Origin of the sequence: Fluviibacterium sp. S390 (assembly GCF_049800695.1) — a bacterium.
Taxonomy (GTDB): Bacteria; Pseudomonadota; Alphaproteobacteria; order Rhodobacterales; family Rhodobacteraceae; genus Meridianimarinicoccus.
This window is the reverse complement of the sequence record NZ_JBNAFN010000005.1, coordinates 191237-208239: the sequence shown is the minus strand read 5'-3', so window position 1 is coordinate 208239 and position 17003 is coordinate 191237. Positions and strand designations below refer to the sequence as shown.

At 65.7% G+C, this 17003-nt stretch carries 14 protein-coding genes and 2 tRNA genes; 7 read left to right on the top strand and 9 right to left on the bottom strand.

Annotated elements, in window-relative coordinates; translation table 11 throughout:
* Positions 1-15: 15 nt before the first annotated feature.
* The 8 genes from ribD to ACP15K_RS06275 form a co-directional block, all read right to left on the bottom strand.
* Complete coding sequence (ribD, locus tag ACP15K_RS06310) at positions 16-1128, bottom strand: bifunctional diaminohydroxyphosphoribosylaminopyrimidine deaminase/5-amino-6-(5-phosphoribosylamino)uracil reductase RibD (RefSeq protein WP_424990082.1); 1113 nt, start codon at positions 1126-1128, stop codon at positions 16-18.
* 4 nt (positions 1129-1132) lie between these two features.
* Positions 1133-1600 carry a transcriptional regulator NrdR gene (nrdR, locus tag ACP15K_RS06305; RefSeq protein WP_193142349.1) on the bottom strand — a complete coding sequence of 156 codons (468 nt, stop codon included), beginning with the start codon at positions 1598-1600 and terminating at the stop codon, positions 1133-1135.
* Positions 1601-1729: 129 nt separating this feature from the next.
* Positions 1730-2146, bottom strand: a complete 417-nt coding sequence (locus tag ACP15K_RS06300; protein ID WP_424990081.1) for a hypothetical protein — start codon at positions 2144-2146, stop codon at positions 1730-1732.
* 90 nt (positions 2147-2236) lie between these two features.
* Positions 2237-4231: an RNA polymerase sigma factor RpoD gene (gene rpoD, locus ACP15K_RS06295; RefSeq protein ID WP_193142351.1), complete on the bottom strand. Its 1995-nt coding sequence runs from the start codon at positions 4229-4231 to the stop codon at positions 2237-2239.
* 127 nt (positions 4232-4358) lie between these two features.
* Positions 4359-6299, bottom strand: coding sequence for a DNA primase (gene dnaG, locus ACP15K_RS06290; RefSeq protein WP_424990080.1), 1941 nt, complete (start codon positions 6297-6299; stop codon positions 4359-4361).
* Between the two features lie 48 nt (positions 6300-6347).
* A complete protein-coding gene (locus tag ACP15K_RS06285) occupies positions 6348-7784 on the bottom strand; it encodes a Glu/Leu/Phe/Val family dehydrogenase (RefSeq protein ID WP_193142353.1) in 1437 nt (478 codons plus the stop codon).
* Between the two features lie 138 nt (positions 7785-7922).
* Positions 7923-8390 carry a hypothetical protein gene (locus tag ACP15K_RS06280; protein WP_193142354.1) on the bottom strand — a complete coding sequence of 156 codons (468 nt, stop codon included), beginning with the start codon at positions 8388-8390 and terminating at the stop codon, positions 7923-7925.
* A gap of 30 nt (positions 8391-8420) precedes the next feature.
* On the bottom strand, positions 8421-9020 hold the full coding sequence (locus ACP15K_RS06275) for a TetR/AcrR family transcriptional regulator (RefSeq protein ID WP_193142355.1): 600 nt from the start codon (positions 9018-9020) through the stop codon (positions 8421-8423).
* 47 nt (positions 9021-9067) lie between these two features.
* Between ACP15K_RS06275 and ACP15K_RS06270 the strand changes: the two genes are divergently transcribed.
* The 6 genes from ACP15K_RS06270 (at position 9068) to ACP15K_RS06245 (ending at position 13931) form a co-directional block, all read left to right on the top strand.
* Positions 9068-9316, top strand: coding sequence for a hypothetical protein (locus tag ACP15K_RS06270; RefSeq protein ID WP_193142356.1), 249 nt, complete (start codon positions 9068-9070; stop codon positions 9314-9316).
* 98 nt (positions 9317-9414) lie between these two features.
* The gene (locus tag ACP15K_RS06265; protein WP_193142357.1) at positions 9415-10701 is read left to right on the top strand and encodes a homoserine dehydrogenase; all 1287 of its coding nucleotides are present in this window, start codon (positions 9415-9417) and stop codon (positions 10699-10701) included.
* A gap of 57 nt (positions 10702-10758) precedes the next feature.
* A complete protein-coding gene (glpX, locus tag ACP15K_RS06260) occupies positions 10759-11724 on the top strand; it encodes a class II fructose-bisphosphatase (RefSeq protein WP_193142358.1) in 966 nt (321 codons plus the stop codon).
* 1 nt (position 11725) lies between these two features.
* Complete coding sequence (gene recJ, locus ACP15K_RS06255; protein WP_424990079.1) at positions 11726-13480, top strand: single-stranded-DNA-specific exonuclease RecJ; 1755 nt, start codon at positions 11726-11728, stop codon at positions 13478-13480.
* Between the two features lie 76 nt (positions 13481-13556).
* A tRNA-Glu gene (locus tag ACP15K_RS06250) sits at positions 13557-13631 on the top strand.
* A 225-nt stretch (positions 13632-13856) separates the two neighbouring features.
* Positions 13857-13931 (top strand) — tRNA-Glu (locus ACP15K_RS06245).
* Here ACP15K_RS06245 and ACP15K_RS06240 read toward each other — a convergent pair.
* Positions 13919-14989: a glycosyltransferase family 4 protein gene (locus ACP15K_RS06240; protein WP_424990078.1), complete on the bottom strand. Its 1071-nt coding sequence runs from the start codon at positions 14987-14989 to the stop codon at positions 13919-13921. The two genes, ACP15K_RS06245 and ACP15K_RS06240, sit on opposite strands and share 13 nt — an antisense overlap.
* 251 nt (positions 14990-15240) lie before the next feature.
* Between ACP15K_RS06240 and mdoH the strand changes: the two genes are divergently transcribed.
* Positions 15241-16998 (top strand): glucans biosynthesis glucosyltransferase MdoH, encoded by a 1758-nt coding sequence (gene mdoH / locus ACP15K_RS06235; RefSeq protein WP_424990077.1) that lies wholly within the window; start codon positions 15241-15243, stop codon positions 16996-16998.
* Positions 16999-17003 lie beyond the last annotated feature (5 nt).

The following is a 17003-nucleotide window of genomic DNA, read 5'->3' as shown; positions in this document are numbered from 1 at the left end:
GGGCACTCTCCCGGCTCAGGACTGGTCCGCGCCTGGGCGCAGCCAGACATGCAACACGTCCCCCTCAATGGCACGGCTGTCGCTCAGATGGAAGCGCGGTGCGCCCCGCAGCGCGGTCAGGCCCATGGCCCCCAGCGAGGGCCGGCCCTCGGCCCCGATCGCCACCCCGGCGGTAAAACCGATCAGGCGATCCACCAAGTCGGCACGCAGCAGCGCCGCCGCGAACTGTCCGCCGCCCTCGCAAAACACGCGCGTCAGACCGGCCTGCCCCAGCGCCCGCAGGCAGGCTGCGGGATCAAGAGGGCCATCCGGGCCAGTTTCCACGGACAGGCAGTGCGCGCCCAGGTCCGTCCATGCCGACACGCGATCCGGGTCCGCCCCTGCCCCGTGCAGCAGCCAGACCGGCACCTGCCTTGCAGTGCGCGCCAGCAGGCCGTCGCGCGGCAGATCCAAGCGTGTCGAAGCCACGACCCGCACGGGCTGATGCGAGATGCCCAGACCGCGCACGGTCAGCGAGGGATCGTCGTCGCGCGCCGTGCCACCGCCCACCAGCACCGCGTCATGGGCGGCCCGTTCCAGATGTACCAGCCGCCGCGCGGCGGGGCCGGTGATCCATTGGCTGTCGCCGGTCTGCGTTGCGATCCGCCCGTCGAAGCTGTTGGCCAGTTTCAGCGTCACCATGGGGCGGCCATCACGGATGCGGCGCAGGAAACCGGCGTGGCTGGCCGCAGCCTCACGCGCGCAAACCCCGACATCGACGATCAGGCCCGCAGCGCGCAACCGGGCCAGCCCGCCGCCATCCACGCGCGGGTCGGGATCGCGCAGGGCCACCACAACCCGGGCAATGCCAGCCGCCACCAGCGCGTCGGCGCAGGGCGGTGTCTTGCCGGTATGGGCACAGGGCTCCAGCGTGACATAGGCTGTGGCCCCGCGCGCCGCGGCGCCCGCCTGCGCAAGGGCAACGGCCTCGGCATGGGGGCGCCCGCCGGGCTGGGTCCAGCCCCGGCCGACAATCCGCCCCTCACGCACGATCACGCAGCCCACCGCCGGGTTTGGCCAGCACCGGCCCAACCCCCGCGCGCCAAGGGTCAGCGCGTGGCGCATGTGGCGCTGATCCGCCGTTGTCACCGGATCACTTGTCCTTGGGATGATCCGGGCGCAGTTCCGACACGAACTTGTCGAAATCATCCGCAGCCTGGAAGTTCTTGTAAACGCTGGCAAACCGGACGTAGGCCACAGTGTCGATCCGGGCCAGGGTTTCCATCACGATCTCGCCGATGGCGCGCGAGGGAATGTCCTGCTCGCCCAGCGATTCCAGCCGCCGCACGATGCCCGAGATCATTTTCTCGACGCGATCAGGCTCAACCGGTCGCTTCTGCAGGGCGATGCGGATCGAGCGTTCCAGCTTGTCGCGGTCGAAATCCTCGCGCCGGCCATTGGATTTGACCACCACGAGATCGCGCAATTGCACCCGTTCATAGGTGGTGAACCGGCCGCCGCATTCGGGACAGAAGCGCCGCCTGCGGATCGCTACATGATCCTCGGCGGGGCGTGAATCCTTCACCTGGGTGTCGACATTGCCGCAAAACGGACAGCGCATGGGCGTCTCCCAATCGTCCAGCGACGCGCCGGGTTGCGCGCCCTCGCAAAAAGTCTACCGCCTCTTGCGGGGCAACGCCACCCTTAGTGTTTGGTCAACTCACCACCACAAGCCGCAACCGTTGTGGACCTAGTCGTTGTCATTCTTGAACGTGTTCTTTCGGCAGTTCTGGCGTGCCAGACCGATCTGCGCGTTCTGGCCGGGCTGCATGCTGTAATGGAGCGTGTTGGAGCGCGGCACGCTGCCCTGCTTTGCGACCGAGAAAAAGGCGCTGAGCGATCCGGTGCGCTGACCGACTGACGGCGACGACTGAACAACCACCCGGTCGGCCGGGCTCGCATCCAGACGGCGAAACGCATAGTCCGCCGCCGCGCAGTAGTAATCCGACCCGCCGGCCCCGGCCCGTGCCAGCACTTCAAACCGGTTGGGATCCGCCGTTGGCAAGACACGGTAGCCGTTTGCGGCCATGAAGATGCCGCTTGTGTCGGCTCCGCTGCAGGCTCCCAGGGTCAGGAGGGTAAAGGCGGTGACGGCCTTGAGTTTCATACGACTGCTCCACGATCTGTTGCAGGTAAAATAGCATACGCCCGCCGGGTTACCAGCGGGCGCGAGATCACATTCAAGGACAAGGCCCGACTATTGATCGAGGAACGAGCGCAATTTCCGCGACCGCGAGGGATGCTTGAGCTTGCGCAGCGCCTTGGCTTCGATCTGGCGGATCCGTTCGCGGGTCACGCTGAACTGCTGGCCCACCTCTTCCAGCGTGTGATCCGTGTTCATGCCGATGCCAAACCGCATCCGCAGAACCCGTTCCTCGCGCGGGGTGAGGCTGGCCAGAACCCGCGTGGTGGTTTCCTTCAGGTTGTCCTGAATGGCGCTGTCCAGCGGCAGAACGGCGTTCTTGTCCTCGATGAAATCGCCCAGTTGGCTGTCTTCCTCGTCCCCGATGGGGGTTTCAAGGCTGATCGGTTCCTTGGCGATCTTCATCACCTTGCGAACCTTTTCCAGCGGCATCTGCAGCTTGGCGGCCAGTTCTTCCGGTGTCGCCTCGCGACCGATCTCGTGCAGCATCTGGCGGCCGGTGCGGACCAGCTTGTTGATTGTTTCGATCATATGGACCGGAATCCGGATGGTCCGCGCCTGATCCGCGATGGATCGGGTGATCGCCTGGCGGATCCACCACGTCGCATAGGTCGAGAACTTGTAGCCCCGGCGGTATTCGAACTTGTCCACCGCCTTCATCAGGCCGATGTTGCCTTCCTGAATGAGATCAAGGAATTGCAGGCCGCGGTTCGTGTATTTCTTGGCGATCGAGATCACCAGCCGCAGGTTCGCTTCGACCATTTCCTTCTTGGCCTGACGGGCTTCCTTCTCGCCCTTCTGGACCTGCTGGACGATGCGACGGAATTCGCTGATGTCGAGACCGACGTATTGGCCGACCTGCACCATTTCCGAGCGCAGTTCTTCAACCTTGGGCAGCGAGCGTTCGAACAGCGCCTGCCAGCCCCGGCCGGGGTTTTCCTGCATCCGCTCGATCCAGTTCGGATCCAGTTCGTAGCCGCGGTAGGCGTCGATGAAATCGCGCCGATTGATCCGCGCCTGATCCGCCAGCTTCACCATCGAGCTGTCGATGGACATGATCCGGCGGTTGATGCCGTACAGCTGGTCGATCAGCGCTTCGATCCGGTTGGCGTGCAGATGCAGGCTGTTGACCAGCTCCACGATTTCCGAGCGCAGCTTCTGATAGCGCGCCTCTTCCGAGGCCGAGAAGCTTTCATCCTCGTTCAGCGTGGCCGAGATCCGCTGGTCCTGAAACTCGGACAGTTGTTCATAGTCGTCGGCAATGCGGTCGAGGGTTTCCAGAACCCGCGGCTTCAGCGCCGCTTCCATTGCGGCCAGCGACATGTTGGCCTGATCGTCCTCGTCGTCGTCATCATCGGCCTGGATCGGGTTGCCGTCGGCATCCAGTTCCTGCGCCTGCGTGCCCTCGGCAGGCTTGGCCGTACCATCGGCATTGACCGGCGCGACAACGGGCGTGGTCTCTTCCTCGCCGTCTTCGTCCATGGCGTTGCCGAAGGTGGTTTCCAGATCGATCACATCGCGCAGAAGAATGTCTTCGGACAGAAGTTCGTCGCGCCAGATGGTGATCGCCTGGAAGGTCAGCGGGCTTTCGCACAGGCCCGCGATCATCGTGTTGCGCCCGGCCTCGATCCGCTTGGCGATGGCGATCTCGCCTTCGCGCGACAAAAGCTCGACCGAGCCCATTTCGCGCAGGTACATGCGCACCGGATCGTCGGTACGATCCAGCTTTTCGGTTTCGGTCTGCGCAACCGTGACTTCGCGCGAGCTTGAGGTGGTGGTCAGGCCGGTGGACTTGCTGGTGTCCGCGTCTTCGGCTTCTTCCTCCTCGATGATGTTGATGCCCATTTCGGACAGCATCGACATCACGTCCTCGATCTGTTCCGACGAGACCTGATCGGGGGGCAGCACCTGGTTGAGCTGATCGTAGGTGATGAAGCCGCGATCCTTGGCTTCGGCGATCATCTTCTTGACCGCTGTCTGGCTCATGTCCAGCATCGGCTCTGCTTCGGTCTCGTCTTGCTTACGATCGTCGGCGTCTTTGGCTGCCATGCGGGGCTCCTCGGTGGATTCGCTGATTCGCGACGGGTCTCATGGAATCACATAGTACGCCCAAGTGATTCGGTCTTCCGTCTAACTGTTTTTTTTTGGGATTTCCTCACCAAAACGCATGGTTTGCCTACCTGCGCTTCGGTTTGGAGAAGCTGATTCGGTCTATCAGTTTGCCAAACGCCTCTTTCTCATCCCGGTTCAGTTTCGCGCCATTGGCGCCGGTGTCGTATTCGGTGCGGTCGTCCAGCACGCTGCGGTCGGCCTGATTGCGCGCCTCGCTGGCCTTGGCCAGACGCCAGGCCAGCCGGTCCGCCGGGATCGCCTGCGGGGATTCCACGGCCTCGCGCAGTTCGTGTTCCAGCCCGGCGCGGCTTTGCAGTTTTGGCAGTTCCTCGGACAGGCACATTTCGGCGATCTCAAGGTTGCCGGGCGCACGCACGGCGGGGGCTACTGCCACATGGCCCTGCGTGAACAGCTTTTCAAGGCACTGGGCCCCGACCGCAGCCAGAACCTGCGCGCGCAGGTCGTTTTCCTGCCGCATGTGCCACATCAGCACCGCATCCAGAATGCGTTGATGATCGGGTCCGGCAAAGCTCATCTCGGCCAGGGTATCGGCCACCTCGTCCAGCGCCTCGGGGGTCGAGATCACCGTGGCCAGGATCACCGCCTCGCGCAGCGCAACTTCGGTGCGCCCATCGGAGCCTGCCAGCAACGAGTTGCGGGTGGACGAGCTGGGCACCGGCTTGGGGTCGGCCCGGAACGCGGCGCGGGCCTTGCGCGGCGGGCGGAATGCCTGCCATTGCAAGTCGCGCAGCGCGGTGCGGTAGTGATGCTGCACGGTCTTGTCGGGGATCTGCCCGACCAGTTGCTGCAAGCGGGCGTCCAGCGCGGCGCGGCGGTCGGGGCCGTCGAAGCTCTTGCCCTCGGTCTCGCGCCGCCACAGCAGGTCGATCATCGGGCAAGCACTGTCCAGCGCCGTCTGCATTGCCTCCCGCCCCTGCTCGCGGATCAGATCGTCGGGATCCTTGCCCTGCGGCATCAGACAGAAGCGCAGCCCGCGCCCGGCTTCCAGCAGCGGCAGCGCCCGGTCGATCACCCGCATCGCGGCCCGCACCCCGGCGGTGTCACCGTCCAGTGCAAGGATCGGCTCTGGCGACATGCGCCACAGCATTTGCAGATGATGTTCGGTGACGGCGGTGCCCAGCGGCGCCACCGCACCCTCGAACCCGGCGCGGCACAGGGCGATCACATCCATGTAGCCTTCGGCCACCACCAGCGGGTGATCCTTGCCCGAAACGGTGCGAGCGGGCCCGTGATTGTAAAGCGTGCGGCTCTTGTCGAACAGGTCGGTGTCGGGCGAATTCAGGTACTTGGCCTGCGCATCCGCCGCCATGGCGCGGCCCCCGAAAGCGATGCAGCGCCCGCGCGGATCGCGGATCGGAAAGATGATGCGATCGCGAAACACGTCATAGGGGCTGCCACGGCCATCCTGCGGGCTGCGCGCCAGACCCGCCGCCGCCATCTGGTCAAAGGAAATCCCCTTGCCCACCAGATGCTGCTGCAAGACCTGCCGCCCGTTGGGGGCAAAGCCGATCTCGAACCGGTCCAGCGCGGCGGCGTCCAGGCCGCGACGCTCCAGATAGGCCCGCGCTTGTGCCGCGCCGCCGCCGGACAGTTGCCGCCGGAAGAAGCGCACCGCTTCTTCCATCACATCGGTCAGGGTGTTGCGGCGCTCGGCGCGTTCACGCTCTTGCGGCGAGTTCTCGGGCACGGTCATGCCCGCGTCCGAGGCCAGCGCCCGCACTGCCTCCATGAAATCCATGTTCTCGGTTTCGCGCAGGAAGCTGATCGCGTCGCCCTTGGCCTGACACCCGAAGCAGTAATAGAACCCCTTGCGGTCGTCGACATGGAAGCTGGCGGTCTTTTCCTCGTGGAAAGGACACGGCGCCCACATGTCGCCGCGTCCGGGGTTGGACTTGCGGGCATCCCACAGAACCTTGCGCCCCACGACCCCAGACAGGCTGGTGCGGGTGCGCAGTTCTTCAAGGAAACCGGGGGGCAGACTCATGGTCCCTATATTGACCCAAGCCTGCGCCCTGTCCAGCGGTCCCGCGCGTCAGAGACCCGCCGCGCGATAGCTGTCCGCGACCCGGTGGATCGCCACCAGATAGGCCGACACCCGCAGGTCGGTGACATCATCGCGGCCATGCCAGACCTCGCGCATCGATTGATAGGCGGTACGCATGGTGTCATCCAGACCCGAGCGCACCAGTTCCAGCTCGTCCGCGCCGCGCAGGTACTTCTGCTTGAAATCCGGTGTCATGGACCAGGCATCGCCAAGGTATTTGTCCAGCCGCTCCAACTCGTCCACCACCAGCTGGTGGCGCGCTTCTTCCTGGCGCCGCTGCATCCGGCCAAAGCGGATGTGGCTGAGGTTCTTGACCCATTCGAAGTAACTGACCGTCACACCACCGGCGTTGGCATACATGTCGGGAATGATGACGGTGCCCTTTTCGCGCAGGTATTCGTCGGCCCCGGCGGTGATCGGACCATTGGCGGCCTCGATGATCAGCGGCGCCTTGATGTTGGCCACATTGCCCAGATGGATCACCCCTTCCAGCGCGGCCGGGATCAGGATGTCGCACTCCTGCTCCAGAACGGTGCCGCCATCGCTGGTGTGGGTGGCGTCCGGATAGCCGGTGACGCCGCCGTATTTCACGATCCAGGCGCGCACGGCGTCCACGTCCAGCCCGTTGGGCGAGAACAGCGCGCCGTCATGTTCGATGATGCCGGTGATCTTCGCGCCATCCTCGGTCTCAAGGAAATGGGCGGCGTGGTAGCCCACGTTGCCCAGCCCCTGCACGATCACGCGCTTGCCGTCCAGCTTGCCCGAAAGCCCGGCCAGGGCCACGTCTTCGGGATGCCGGAAGAACTCGCGCAGGGCGTATTGCACGCCGCGCCCGGTGGCCTCGACCCGGCCGGCGATGCCGCCCGCATGGGGCGGCTTGCCGGTCACGCAGGCAGCGGCATTGATGTCGGTGGTGTTCATGCGGCGGTACTGGTCGGCGATCCAGGCCATCTCGCGCTCGCCCGTGCCCATGTCGGGGGCCGGCACGTTCTGCGAGGGGTTGATCAGGTCGCGCTTGGCCAGCTCATAGGCAAAGCGTCGGGTGATCCGTTCCAGTTCATGCTCTTCCCATTCGCGCGGATCGATGCACAGCCCGCCTTTCGAGCCGCCGAACGGGGTTTCCACCAGCGCGCATTTATAGGTCATCAGCGCCGCCAGCGCCTCGACCTCGTCCTGATGTACCCCCAGCGAATAACGGATGCCGCCCTTGACCGGCTCCATATGTTCGGAATGAACCGACCGGTAGCCGGTGAAGGTGTGCATCTTGCCGCGCAGGCGCACCCCGAAACGCACGGTGTAGGTGGCATTGCAGACGCGGATCTTCTCTTCCAGACCCGGTTCCAGATCCATCAGGGACACGGCCCTGTTGAACATCAGATCCACGGATTCGCGAAAGCTCGGTTCCTTGATGATTCCGTCGGGCATGGTTCGATGACCTCTCTGTCTGTCGCAGGGCAGCACGTTCTTGGAATCGCGCTTGTCCAATCCTTGGCAGAGATACCTAACGGGGCCACCCTAAAGTTTTCATTTCGGTGTTTTTTTGTGCAGATCGGCGCCTATCGGCTATTTCGCCAGCTCCATCGCCAGCATCTCGGCCATGAATTTTCCCTGCGACGGCGGTGTCACCCCGCCAAATCCCATGCGCCGGCCCAGACACCACCAAAGGCCCGGTTGCCAGCCGCGCGGCAGTTTTTCCTTCAGAACCAGCAGAAAGCCGTTCGAAGGCTTGAAGGCGAAGGTGCCGCGTTCGACCTTCTCAATATTGTCCAGCCGCACCAGGCATTGCCCGCTTTCGTCGAACAGCCCTTCGTGGGTCAGCAGGATGCTGCCTGCCGTGGCCTGCCAGAAGCGCGCGGTCAGCCACAGGGCCAGCCCGCCCAGCACCAGCATGTAGATCTGCCAGCCGATCGAGGCCGGCGGCTTGGTCAGGCCGATCCACAGCAGCAGCCCGCCGATCGACAGAAGAACGAATCCGGCCAGATAGCGGCGCGGGACCGAGGCGTTGAGCGTGGCGATGGGAGAGGAGGTCATTCAGGGATCCTGTCAGGAAATAGGGTGGGGTCAGCTCCGGGTCGCGCCCACGGCGCCACGGGTCATTTCCCAATAGATGTCCGCGACCATCTCGCGGCTCAGATCGCCGCCATCCTTGAACCAGGTCTGGACCCCGGTCAACATGGCGATCACACCATAGGCCGCCACCTTGGGGTCGGAGACCGAGACCAGACCCGCCGCCCGGGCCCGGCGCAGGATATCGGTCAGCGACTCCTCATAGGCCTTCCGGCGCTGCAACAGCGCCTCAAGGTTCTCGGGATCGAGATTGCGCAACTCCATATAGGCGATGAACACGGCCTCGCGCCGTTCCAGGTGAAAGCGGACGTGAAAGCGGGCAAAGGCTTCCAGCTCGGCCAGCGGGTCGCCGGTCGGGCGCGGTTCGTCCGCCCAGGCCTGTAGAACCTCGTCCATGTGGGTGCGCATCAGGTCGAACAGCAGGCTTTGCTTGTCGGGGATGTAGTTGTAAAGAGCACCCGCCTGCACCCCCACTTCGGATGCGATCTGGCGCATCGACACCGCCGCGTAACCATGGCGCGCGAAAAGCCGCTGTGCTGTGCTGAGGACGCGCGGTCCGGTGACGCCGCCGAAGGATCCTGCTGTTCTTGCCATGGTTGCCGTTGTAACGGTGAGACAGGAGAGGGCCAAGAGGTGAACGGATGTTCATAACCAGAATATTCGGTGGTGTGGCGATCGCGGTGGGTCTGTCCGGCTGCGCGCCCGAAGGCTATGACGACAACCCGCTGTTCGCGCCGCCCGAAACGCTGGAGGTGCCCGAAATCCGCTCGACCCTGGCGGTTCTGGACGCCAACCCGGTCGATTCTGAACCCGACGCGATCCAGACCGAACTGACCGCGCGCGGCGAGGATCTGCGCCGCCGCGCCGAGGATCTGCGCAACGCGCCGTGAACCCGGCGCAGGCCCGCCGTCCCGCGATGACATCGCGTTGCAGTTACCGCCGGAAGCGGCTAACAGCGCGGTCACGCGACGGCAGTTGAGGATTAGTTATGAGCCAGCCCCTTCGTCTTGGAATTGCAGGTCTGGGCACCGTCGGCGTCGGCGTGGTCAGGATCGTTCAGCAACATGCCGCCCTGCTGTCGGCACGCTGCGGACGCCCGATTGCCATCTCGGCCGTCTCTGCCCGCACCCGCCACAAGGAGCGCGGCGTTGATCTGTCGACCTATGGCTGGGAAGACGATCCGGTGGCGCTGGCCAAGCGCGATGACGTGGATGTGGTGGTCGAACTGATGGGCGGCGAAGACGGTCCGGCCAAGGCCTCCACCGAAGCCGCGCTGCACGCCTGCAAGGATGTGATCACCGCCAACAAGGCGATGCTGGCCGTCCACGGGCAGGAGCTGGCGGAACTGGCCGAGGCCAATGGCTGCGTGCTGCGCTATGAAGCCGCCGTTGCCGGGGGCATTCCGGTGGTCAAGGCACTGACCGAAGGCCTGGCTGGCAACAAGGTCACCCGGATCATGGGCGTGATGAACGGCACCTGCAATTACATCCTGACCCGGATGGAAAAGGCAGGCCTCAGCTATGACGAGGTGTTCAAGGAAGCCTCGGACCTGGGCTATCTGGAAGCCGACCCGACCCTGGACGTGGGCGGCATCGACGCGGGCCACAAGCTGGCACTGCTGTCGGCGGTGGCCTTCGGCACCAAGGTCAATTTCGACGGCGTGCATCTGGAAGGCATCGACCGCATCACCATCGAGGACATCAACCGCGCCTCGGACATGGGCTTCCGCGTCAAGCTGCTGGGCGTGGCGCAGATGACCGGACGCGGGCTGGTTCAGCGCATGACGCCCTGCCTTGTGCCCAAGGGGTCGCCGCTGGGACGGCTGGAACGCGCCACCAACATGGTGGTGATCGAAGGCGACAGCTGCGGCCAGATCGTGCTGCGCGGCGCAGGAGCAGGCGAAGGCCCGACGGCGTCTGCGGTGATGTCCGACGTGATTGACATTGCCCGCGGCCTGCGGATGCCGGTCTTCGGCCAGCCCGCCACAAGCCTGGCCGATGCCCCGGCAGCCACCAGCGCGGCCCCGGCCCCCTTCTACCTGCGCCTGAGCCTGCTGGACAAACCCGGCGCGCTGGCCAAGATCGCCACCACGCTGGGCGATGCCGGAGTTTCGATCGACCGGATGCGTCAGTACGGCCATGCCGAGGGCAGCGCCCCGGTGCTGATCGTCACCCATAAAACCACGCGCGAAGCACTGGATCAGGCGATGTCCCGGTTCGATGCCACCGGCGTGCTGGCGGAACAGCCCGTCGCCATCCGCATCGAAGAAGTGTAACCCGTTCACCAGCCCTGCCCCCGCAAGGCGACAGACATCCAAGACGAGGACCGTTCCATGGCCACACCCAGAGATTTCAACGACCGCATGCTTTCGCTGGGCCTTGCCCGGGTTTCCGAAGCGGCCGCCATGGCCTCGGCCAAGCTGATCGGGCGCGGAGACGAGAAAGCCGCCGACCAGGCCGCGGTCAACGCCATGCGCACGCAGTTGAACATGCTCGACATCGCCGGGGTCGTGGTCATCGGTGAAGGCGAACGGGACGAAGCCCCGATGCTGTATATCGGCGAGGAAGTCGGCACCGGCGCGGGCCCGGCCGTGGACATCGCGCTGGATCCGCTGGAAGGCACCACACTGACCGCCAAGGACATGCCCAACGCGCTGACCGTGATCGCCATGGGGCCGCGCGGCTCGATGCTGCACGCCCCCGACGTCTACATGGACAAGCTGGCCATCGGGCCGGGCTTCGCCCCCGACACCGTGACGATGGACATGTCTCCGGCCGAACGCGTCGCGGCCCTGGCCAAGGCCAAGAATTGCGATCCGTCCGACATCACCGTCTGCGCGCTGGAACGCCCGCGCCATGACGACATGGTGGCCGAATTACGCACCACCGGCTGCGCCATCCGCCTGATCACCGACGGCGATGTGGCCGGTGTGATCCATTGCGCCGAAGCCGCCGTCACCGGCATCGACATGTACATGGGCTCGGGCGGCGCACCCGAAGGCGTGCTGGCCGCAGCGGCCCTGAAGTGCATGGGCGGCCAGATCTACGGCCAGCTGATGTTCCGCAACGATGACGAGCGTGGCCGCGCCGCCAAGGCCGGCATCACCGATCTGGACAAGGTCTATACCCGCGACGAACTGGTCACCGAGGACGTGATTTTCGCGGCCACGGGCGTCACCGACGGTTCGCTGGTGGCCGGTCTGAAACGCGAAGTGGGCTATCTGACGACCGAAACCCTGCTGATGCGGTCGAAAACCGGGTCTGTGCGGCGCATGATCTATCGCAACCCCACCGCCTGAGGTGACTGACCCGAACGGGTTTCTGGGCGTCACCCGGTCCCTGACCGGGCGGCGCTGGATCGGGCCGACGCCCGATCTGCAACGCGCAGCGGAAACGCTGCACCAGCGCGCCGGCCTGCCCTTGCCGGTCTGCGCGGTTCTGGCACGGCGCGGCGTCGCCCCCGAAGATGCCGAAACCTTTCTCGCGCCGAAGCTGAAGGATCTGATGCCCGATCCGCGTGTGCTGAAAGACATGGAGACCGCCGCCGCGGTGTTCCTGAAGGCCGCGAAGGCCGGGGCGCGGATCGCCATCTTTGCCGATTACGACGTGGATGGCGGATCGTCCGCCGCCCTGCTGCTGCGCTGGCTGCGCGACATGGGACAGGCGGCAACCCTCTATGTGCCCGACCGCATCGACGAGGGCTACGGCCCCAACCCCGAAGCCATGTCGCAGCTTGCTGCCGCGCACGACCTGATCGTCTGCGTCGATTGCGGCACGCTTTCTCATGACGCGCTGGAAGCGGCCACCGCTGCCGAGGTCATCGTTCTGGACCATCACCTGGGCGGCGAAACCCTGCCCCGGGCCCGCGCCGTAGTGAACCCCAACCGCCAGGACGAAAGCGGCGACCTCGCGCACCTCTGCGCGGCCAGCGTGGTCTTCCTGATGCTGGTCGAGGTCAACCGCCAGATGCGCGCTGCCGGGCAAAAGGGCCCCGACTTGATGGCACTGCTGGACCTGGTGGCGCTGGCCACCGTGGCCGATGTGGCGCCCCTGATCGGGGTCAACCGGGCGCTGGTGCGACAGGGGCTGAAGGTCATGGGCCAACGCCGTAACCTCGGCCTTGTGGCGCTTGGCGATGTGGCGCGGCTGGACACGGCGCCCGCCAGCTACCACCTCGGCTTCGTCTTCGGCCCGCGCATCAACGCCGGCGGACGGGTCGGCACCGCCGATCTTGGCGCGCGTCTGCTGGCCACCGATGATCCGCAAGAGGCCGCCGGTCTGGCCGCCCGCCTCGACCAGCTCAACAGCGAGCGCCGCGAGATCGAGGCCCGCGTCCGCGAGGCCGCCATGGCGCAGGCCGAAGCGCGCGGGTTCGATGCCCCGCTGGTCTGGGCGGCTGGCGACGGCTGGCACCCCGGCGTGGTCGGCATCGTCGCCGCCCGCCTGAAAGAGGCCACCAATCGCCCCGCCGTGGTCATCGGCTTCGAAGGCGATTCGGGCAAGGGCTCGGGCCGCTCGATCGCCGGCGTCGATCTTGGCGCCTCGATCCACCGCATCGCGGCCCAGGGGCTGCTGGAAAAAGGCGGCGGGCACAAGATGGCTGCCGGTCTCAGCCTCAGCCGCGCGCAACTGGAACCCGCCATGGCGGCCCTCTCCGCGCTGATGGAAAAACAGGGCGCGGGCCGCGCCGGTCCCGGTGATCTGAAACTTGACGCGATGCTCATGCCCGGTGCCGCCAAACCCGATCTGGTCACCGCGCTGGAACAGGCCGGCCCCTTCGGTGCCAGTGCCCCGGCGCCGCGTTTTGCGCTGCCCGATTGCCTTGTCACCTACGCCCGCCGGGTCGGCCAGACCCACCTGAAACTGACGCTGGGCGATGACATGGGCGCGCGCATGGACGCCATCTGCTTCGGCGCGTTCGACAGCGATCTTGGCCCCGCGATCGAGGCGCGCACCGGCGCCCGCATTCATGTCGCCGGCCGCCTAGAAATCAACACCTGGGGCGGTCGGGAAAAGGTGCAGTTGCGCCTGGAAGATGCCGCCCTGCCGGGCTGAAAAAATCCATCTTTCGCGCGATTTTCCCCTTGCGTGCCGAGGCCGGTTTTCCTAAATACCGCCCCACGCCAAGCGCGGTCCGTTCGTCTATCGGTTAGGACGCCAGGTTTTCAACCTGGAAAGAGGGGTTCGATTCCCCTACGGACTGCCACTTTTCCCCGACACCGCCCCATATGAACGCCCGTAAAGTGACGCGCGCCGTGTCTTTCTTCTTGGCGCAAGTACTCAATTTCCCTAGCCCACCACAGGCACCGCAGCAGCCATTGCAAGGCCGCGCAGGCCATGGAAACGCCGCCCTGAAAAACCGGGAAATCCGCGCGTATCAGGGGTTGCGCCGATGCGGTCCAGCCGATAGATAGCCCCTCACGCCAAGCGCGGTCCGTTCGTCTATCGGTTAGGACGCCAGGTTTTCAACCTGGAAAGAGGGGTTCGATTCCCCTACGGACTGCCACTTTCCCCGCTCAGAAATCCCTTCAGAACGCCACCGACCCGCTGCGCTTGCATCGCCCAATCGGGCAGCTTTTGCCCAGCTTGGCTTGAGGCCGATGCCATCCACAGGCGCGTGTCTGTATCGCTCAGCACCCGGCGCAACGCATCGGCAAAGCCACAAGCATCCTCCGCCTCCACCAATATCCCTGCCCCTTCCGGCACCGTGTCGGGCACCGCCCCGACGCGGCAGGTCACGATGGGCAGCCCGTGCACCAGGGCCTCGGCAAAGACCATGCCATAGCCCTCGTACCGGGTGGCCAGCGCAAAGACCCGCGCTGCGCGGTAAAGGTCCTGCAACTCGACGTCCCCAACCAGGCCGGCCAGACGCACCCGGTCGGTCAATCCCAAGGCGTCCCGCAACTCCGCCAGCGCGTGCGCCACCGCTGCGTCATGCACGCGCCCGACAATCACCGCTTGCCACTCCAGATCGGACAGATGCGCCAACGACCGCAGAAACACGTCATGGCCCTTGCGTGCGGCCTGAATGCCCACGGACAGGATCAGCGGCGGCTCGGCCTTTGTCGCGGCCGTCAGAGCAGGCCGGACTACGCCCGGCTCCACCACGGTCAGCTTGTCCCCCGGCACGCCGTAGTCCGCCTTCAGAACCCGGGCGGTGTGCGGGCTGGGCACCAGAATGTGACGGGCCAGCACCAGATTGTCCCGCTCCCGCTCGACCAGGGCGGTGGCAACCTCGGGGGCAAGCCCGGTTTCCAGCGCCAGCGGATGATGCACCAGCGCCACCAGCGGGGCCGCCACCGCGCGAAGCCTGCCCGTGTCCATCGCGCCATAGGCCAGCCCATCGACGATCACCGGGCAATCGGGCGGCAGCCCGGCCAGGGCCGCCTGTGCCTCGGCCCGTTCGGCGGCATCGGGATGAGGAAACCCGTCCGGAAGGCGGATCAGGCGCATGTTCCACCCGGCCCCTGACAGCGCCGCCATCAGGCGCGCATCGTACAGATAGCCGCCGGTTTTGGTGGCAATGTCGCCGGGCACCGCAAGTGCTGCGCATCTGGGGGGCATGAGCCGTCTCCTGTCGCCCGACGCCTGCGCCCATCCGCGAAACGCCTGAGGTTGCAGCATTTCCCGGCACGACAGGGCGTGCAAGGGGTCACTTGCGCGTATTCCCGCCGGCGCTGTCGGAAATGTCATCAGGCTTGGCTTGCATTGAGCCGCGCATCCGTCATGTCATCGGTTGACACCTGCGCCGAGTTGTTGGCGCGGGACGCAAACACAGGACGATCCGTTTGGCCATTACCGATCCAAGTCTTTCCGTGTCCGGCCCTGCCAGCCCGTCCGACGCCACACTGACCGCCGTCGTCCGGCGGCGGCGCCTGCTGGTGCTGGCCCTGAATACCGGAACCGTCCTGGCGCTTCTGGCCGCCATGGCGCGTCTTCTGGCCTTCAACGGGGTCTCGCCGCTGGAAGGCGCAATGCTGGTTGTCTATGCGCTGACCCTGCCCTGGCTCAGCATCGGCTTCTGGAACGCGATCATCGGCCTGTACCTGGACCTGTGCCACAAGGATGCGGCGGGCTATGTGACCCCGCAGTTGCGCCGTACCGATCCCGACGCCCCCATCACCCTGCGCTGCGCCATCATCATGCCGCTGCGCAACGAATCCGCCGACGGCGCACTGAGCCGGTTCGAGGCCGTCCAGCGCGACCTCGCCCGCACGCCCTGGGCCGGGCAATTCGAGTTCCATGTGCTCAGCGACACCAACCTGCCCGCCATCGCCGCCGCCGAACGTCAACGCGTGGACATTTGGCGGACCCGCGCCCCCGGCGCCCGCATTGTCTATCGTCAGCGGCTGGACAACAGCGGTTACAAGGCCGGCAACATCGCCGAATTCCTGTCCCGTTGCGGCGATGATCACGACCTCTTCCTGCCACTGGACGCCGACAGCGTCATGAGCGCCAGCGCCGTCCTGCGCCTTGTGCGCGTGATGGAGGCGAACCCGGAACTGGGACTTCTGCAAGGTCTGGTGGTTGGCCGCCCGGCGCAGAGCTTCTTCACCCGCGCCTTCCAGTTCGGCATGCGCCACGGCATGCGCAGCTTCACCCTTGGCTCGGCGTGGTGGCAAGCCGATTGCGGCCCCTACTGGGGACATAACGCGGTGGTCCGCACCGCGCCGTTCCGTGACAATTGCATGTTGCCGGTCCTGCCCGGCAAGGGACCGTTGTCGGGCCATATCCTGAGTCACGACCAGGTCGAAGCCGCCCTGTTGCGCCGCGCCGGGTACGAGGTGCGGGTGCTGGCCGAAGAAGACGAAAGCTATGAGGAAAACCCGCCCAGCCTGACCGATTTCATCCTGCGGGAATTGCGCTGGTGCAATGGCAACTTCCAGTATTTCCGCCTGCTGGCCACCCCCGGTCTGATGCCCGTCAGTCGGCTGCAACTGGTGCTGGCGATCCTGATGTACCTGACTGCACCCGCCTGGATGGCCTTCATCCTGATGGGCGCGATCCTGGCGGGCGGCAGCGGCCAGTTGGCCGGGGTGCCCATCGGCTATGGGTTGGCGCTGTTCGCCGCGATCATGACCCTGAACCTGTTTCCCAAGATCATGGGGCTGGCCCAGGTCTGGCTGAACCCGGACGAGGCCCGCCGCTATGGCGGGCGCAGACGCGTCGTCACCTCGGGCCTGCTGGAACTGGCCCTGTCGATGCTGACCGCGCCGGCGGTGGCCTTCTCGATTTCGATCTTTGCGGTGGGTCTGCTGTTCGGCCGCCGTATCCAGTGGCGCGCCCAGACCCGCGAGCGTCACCGGCTGGGCTGGGACGAGGCCACGCGAATGCTCTGGCCGCAAACCATCACCGGCACCGGGCTGAGCCTGTATCTGGCCAGCACCGCGCCCTGGGCGATGATCTTCGGGGCGCCGGTGCTGCTGGCCCTGACATTTGCCATCCCGATCGCGGTGCTGACCACCCTGCCCACCTGGGGCGCCTGGTCGATCCGCAACGGCATCTTCGACATTCCCGAGGATGACCACAGGGACCGCGACGAGACCCGCCCCGAAATTCTGAAAGCCGCTTGACTGCC

Excerpts from the sequence above, each read along its gene's own strand:
- nrdR (WP_193142349.1), bottom strand. The coding sequence starts at position 1,600 with ATGCGCTGTCCGTTTTGCGGCAATGTCGACACCCAGGTGAAGGATTCA.
- ACP15K_RS06300 (WP_424990081.1), bottom strand. The coding sequence starts at position 2,146 with ATGAAACTCAAGGCCGTCACCGCCTTTACCCTCCTGACCCTGGGAGCC.
- rpoD (WP_193142351.1), bottom strand. The coding sequence starts at position 4,231 with ATGGCAGCCAAAGACGCCGACGATCGTAAGCAAGACGAGACCGAAGCA.
- dnaG (WP_424990080.1), bottom strand. The coding sequence starts at position 6,299 with ATGAGTCTGCCCCCCGGTTTCCTTGAAGAACTGCGCACCCGCACCAGC.
- ACP15K_RS06285 (WP_193142353.1), bottom strand. The coding sequence starts at position 7,784 with ATGCCCGACGGAATCATCAAGGAACCGAGCTTTCGCGAATCCGTGGAT.
- ACP15K_RS06280 (WP_193142354.1), bottom strand. The coding sequence starts at position 8,390 with ATGACCTCCTCTCCCATCGCCACGCTCAACGCCTCGGTCCCGCGCCGC.
- ACP15K_RS06275 (WP_193142355.1), bottom strand. The coding sequence starts at position 9,020 with ATGGCAAGAACAGCAGGATCCTTCGGCGGCGTCACCGGACCGCGCGTC.
- ACP15K_RS06270 (WP_193142356.1), top strand. The coding sequence starts at position 9,068 with ATGTTCATAACCAGAATATTCGGTGGTGTGGCGATCGCGGTGGGTCTG.
- ACP15K_RS06265 (WP_193142357.1), top strand. The coding sequence starts at position 9,415 with ATGAGCCAGCCCCTTCGTCTTGGAATTGCAGGTCTGGGCACCGTCGGC.
- glpX (WP_193142358.1), top strand. The coding sequence starts at position 10,759 with ATGGCCACACCCAGAGATTTCAACGACCGCATGCTTTCGCTGGGCCTT.
- ACP15K_RS06240 (WP_424990078.1), bottom strand. The coding sequence starts at position 14,989 with ATGCCCCCCAGATGCGCAGCACTTGCGGTGCCCGGCGACATTGCCACC.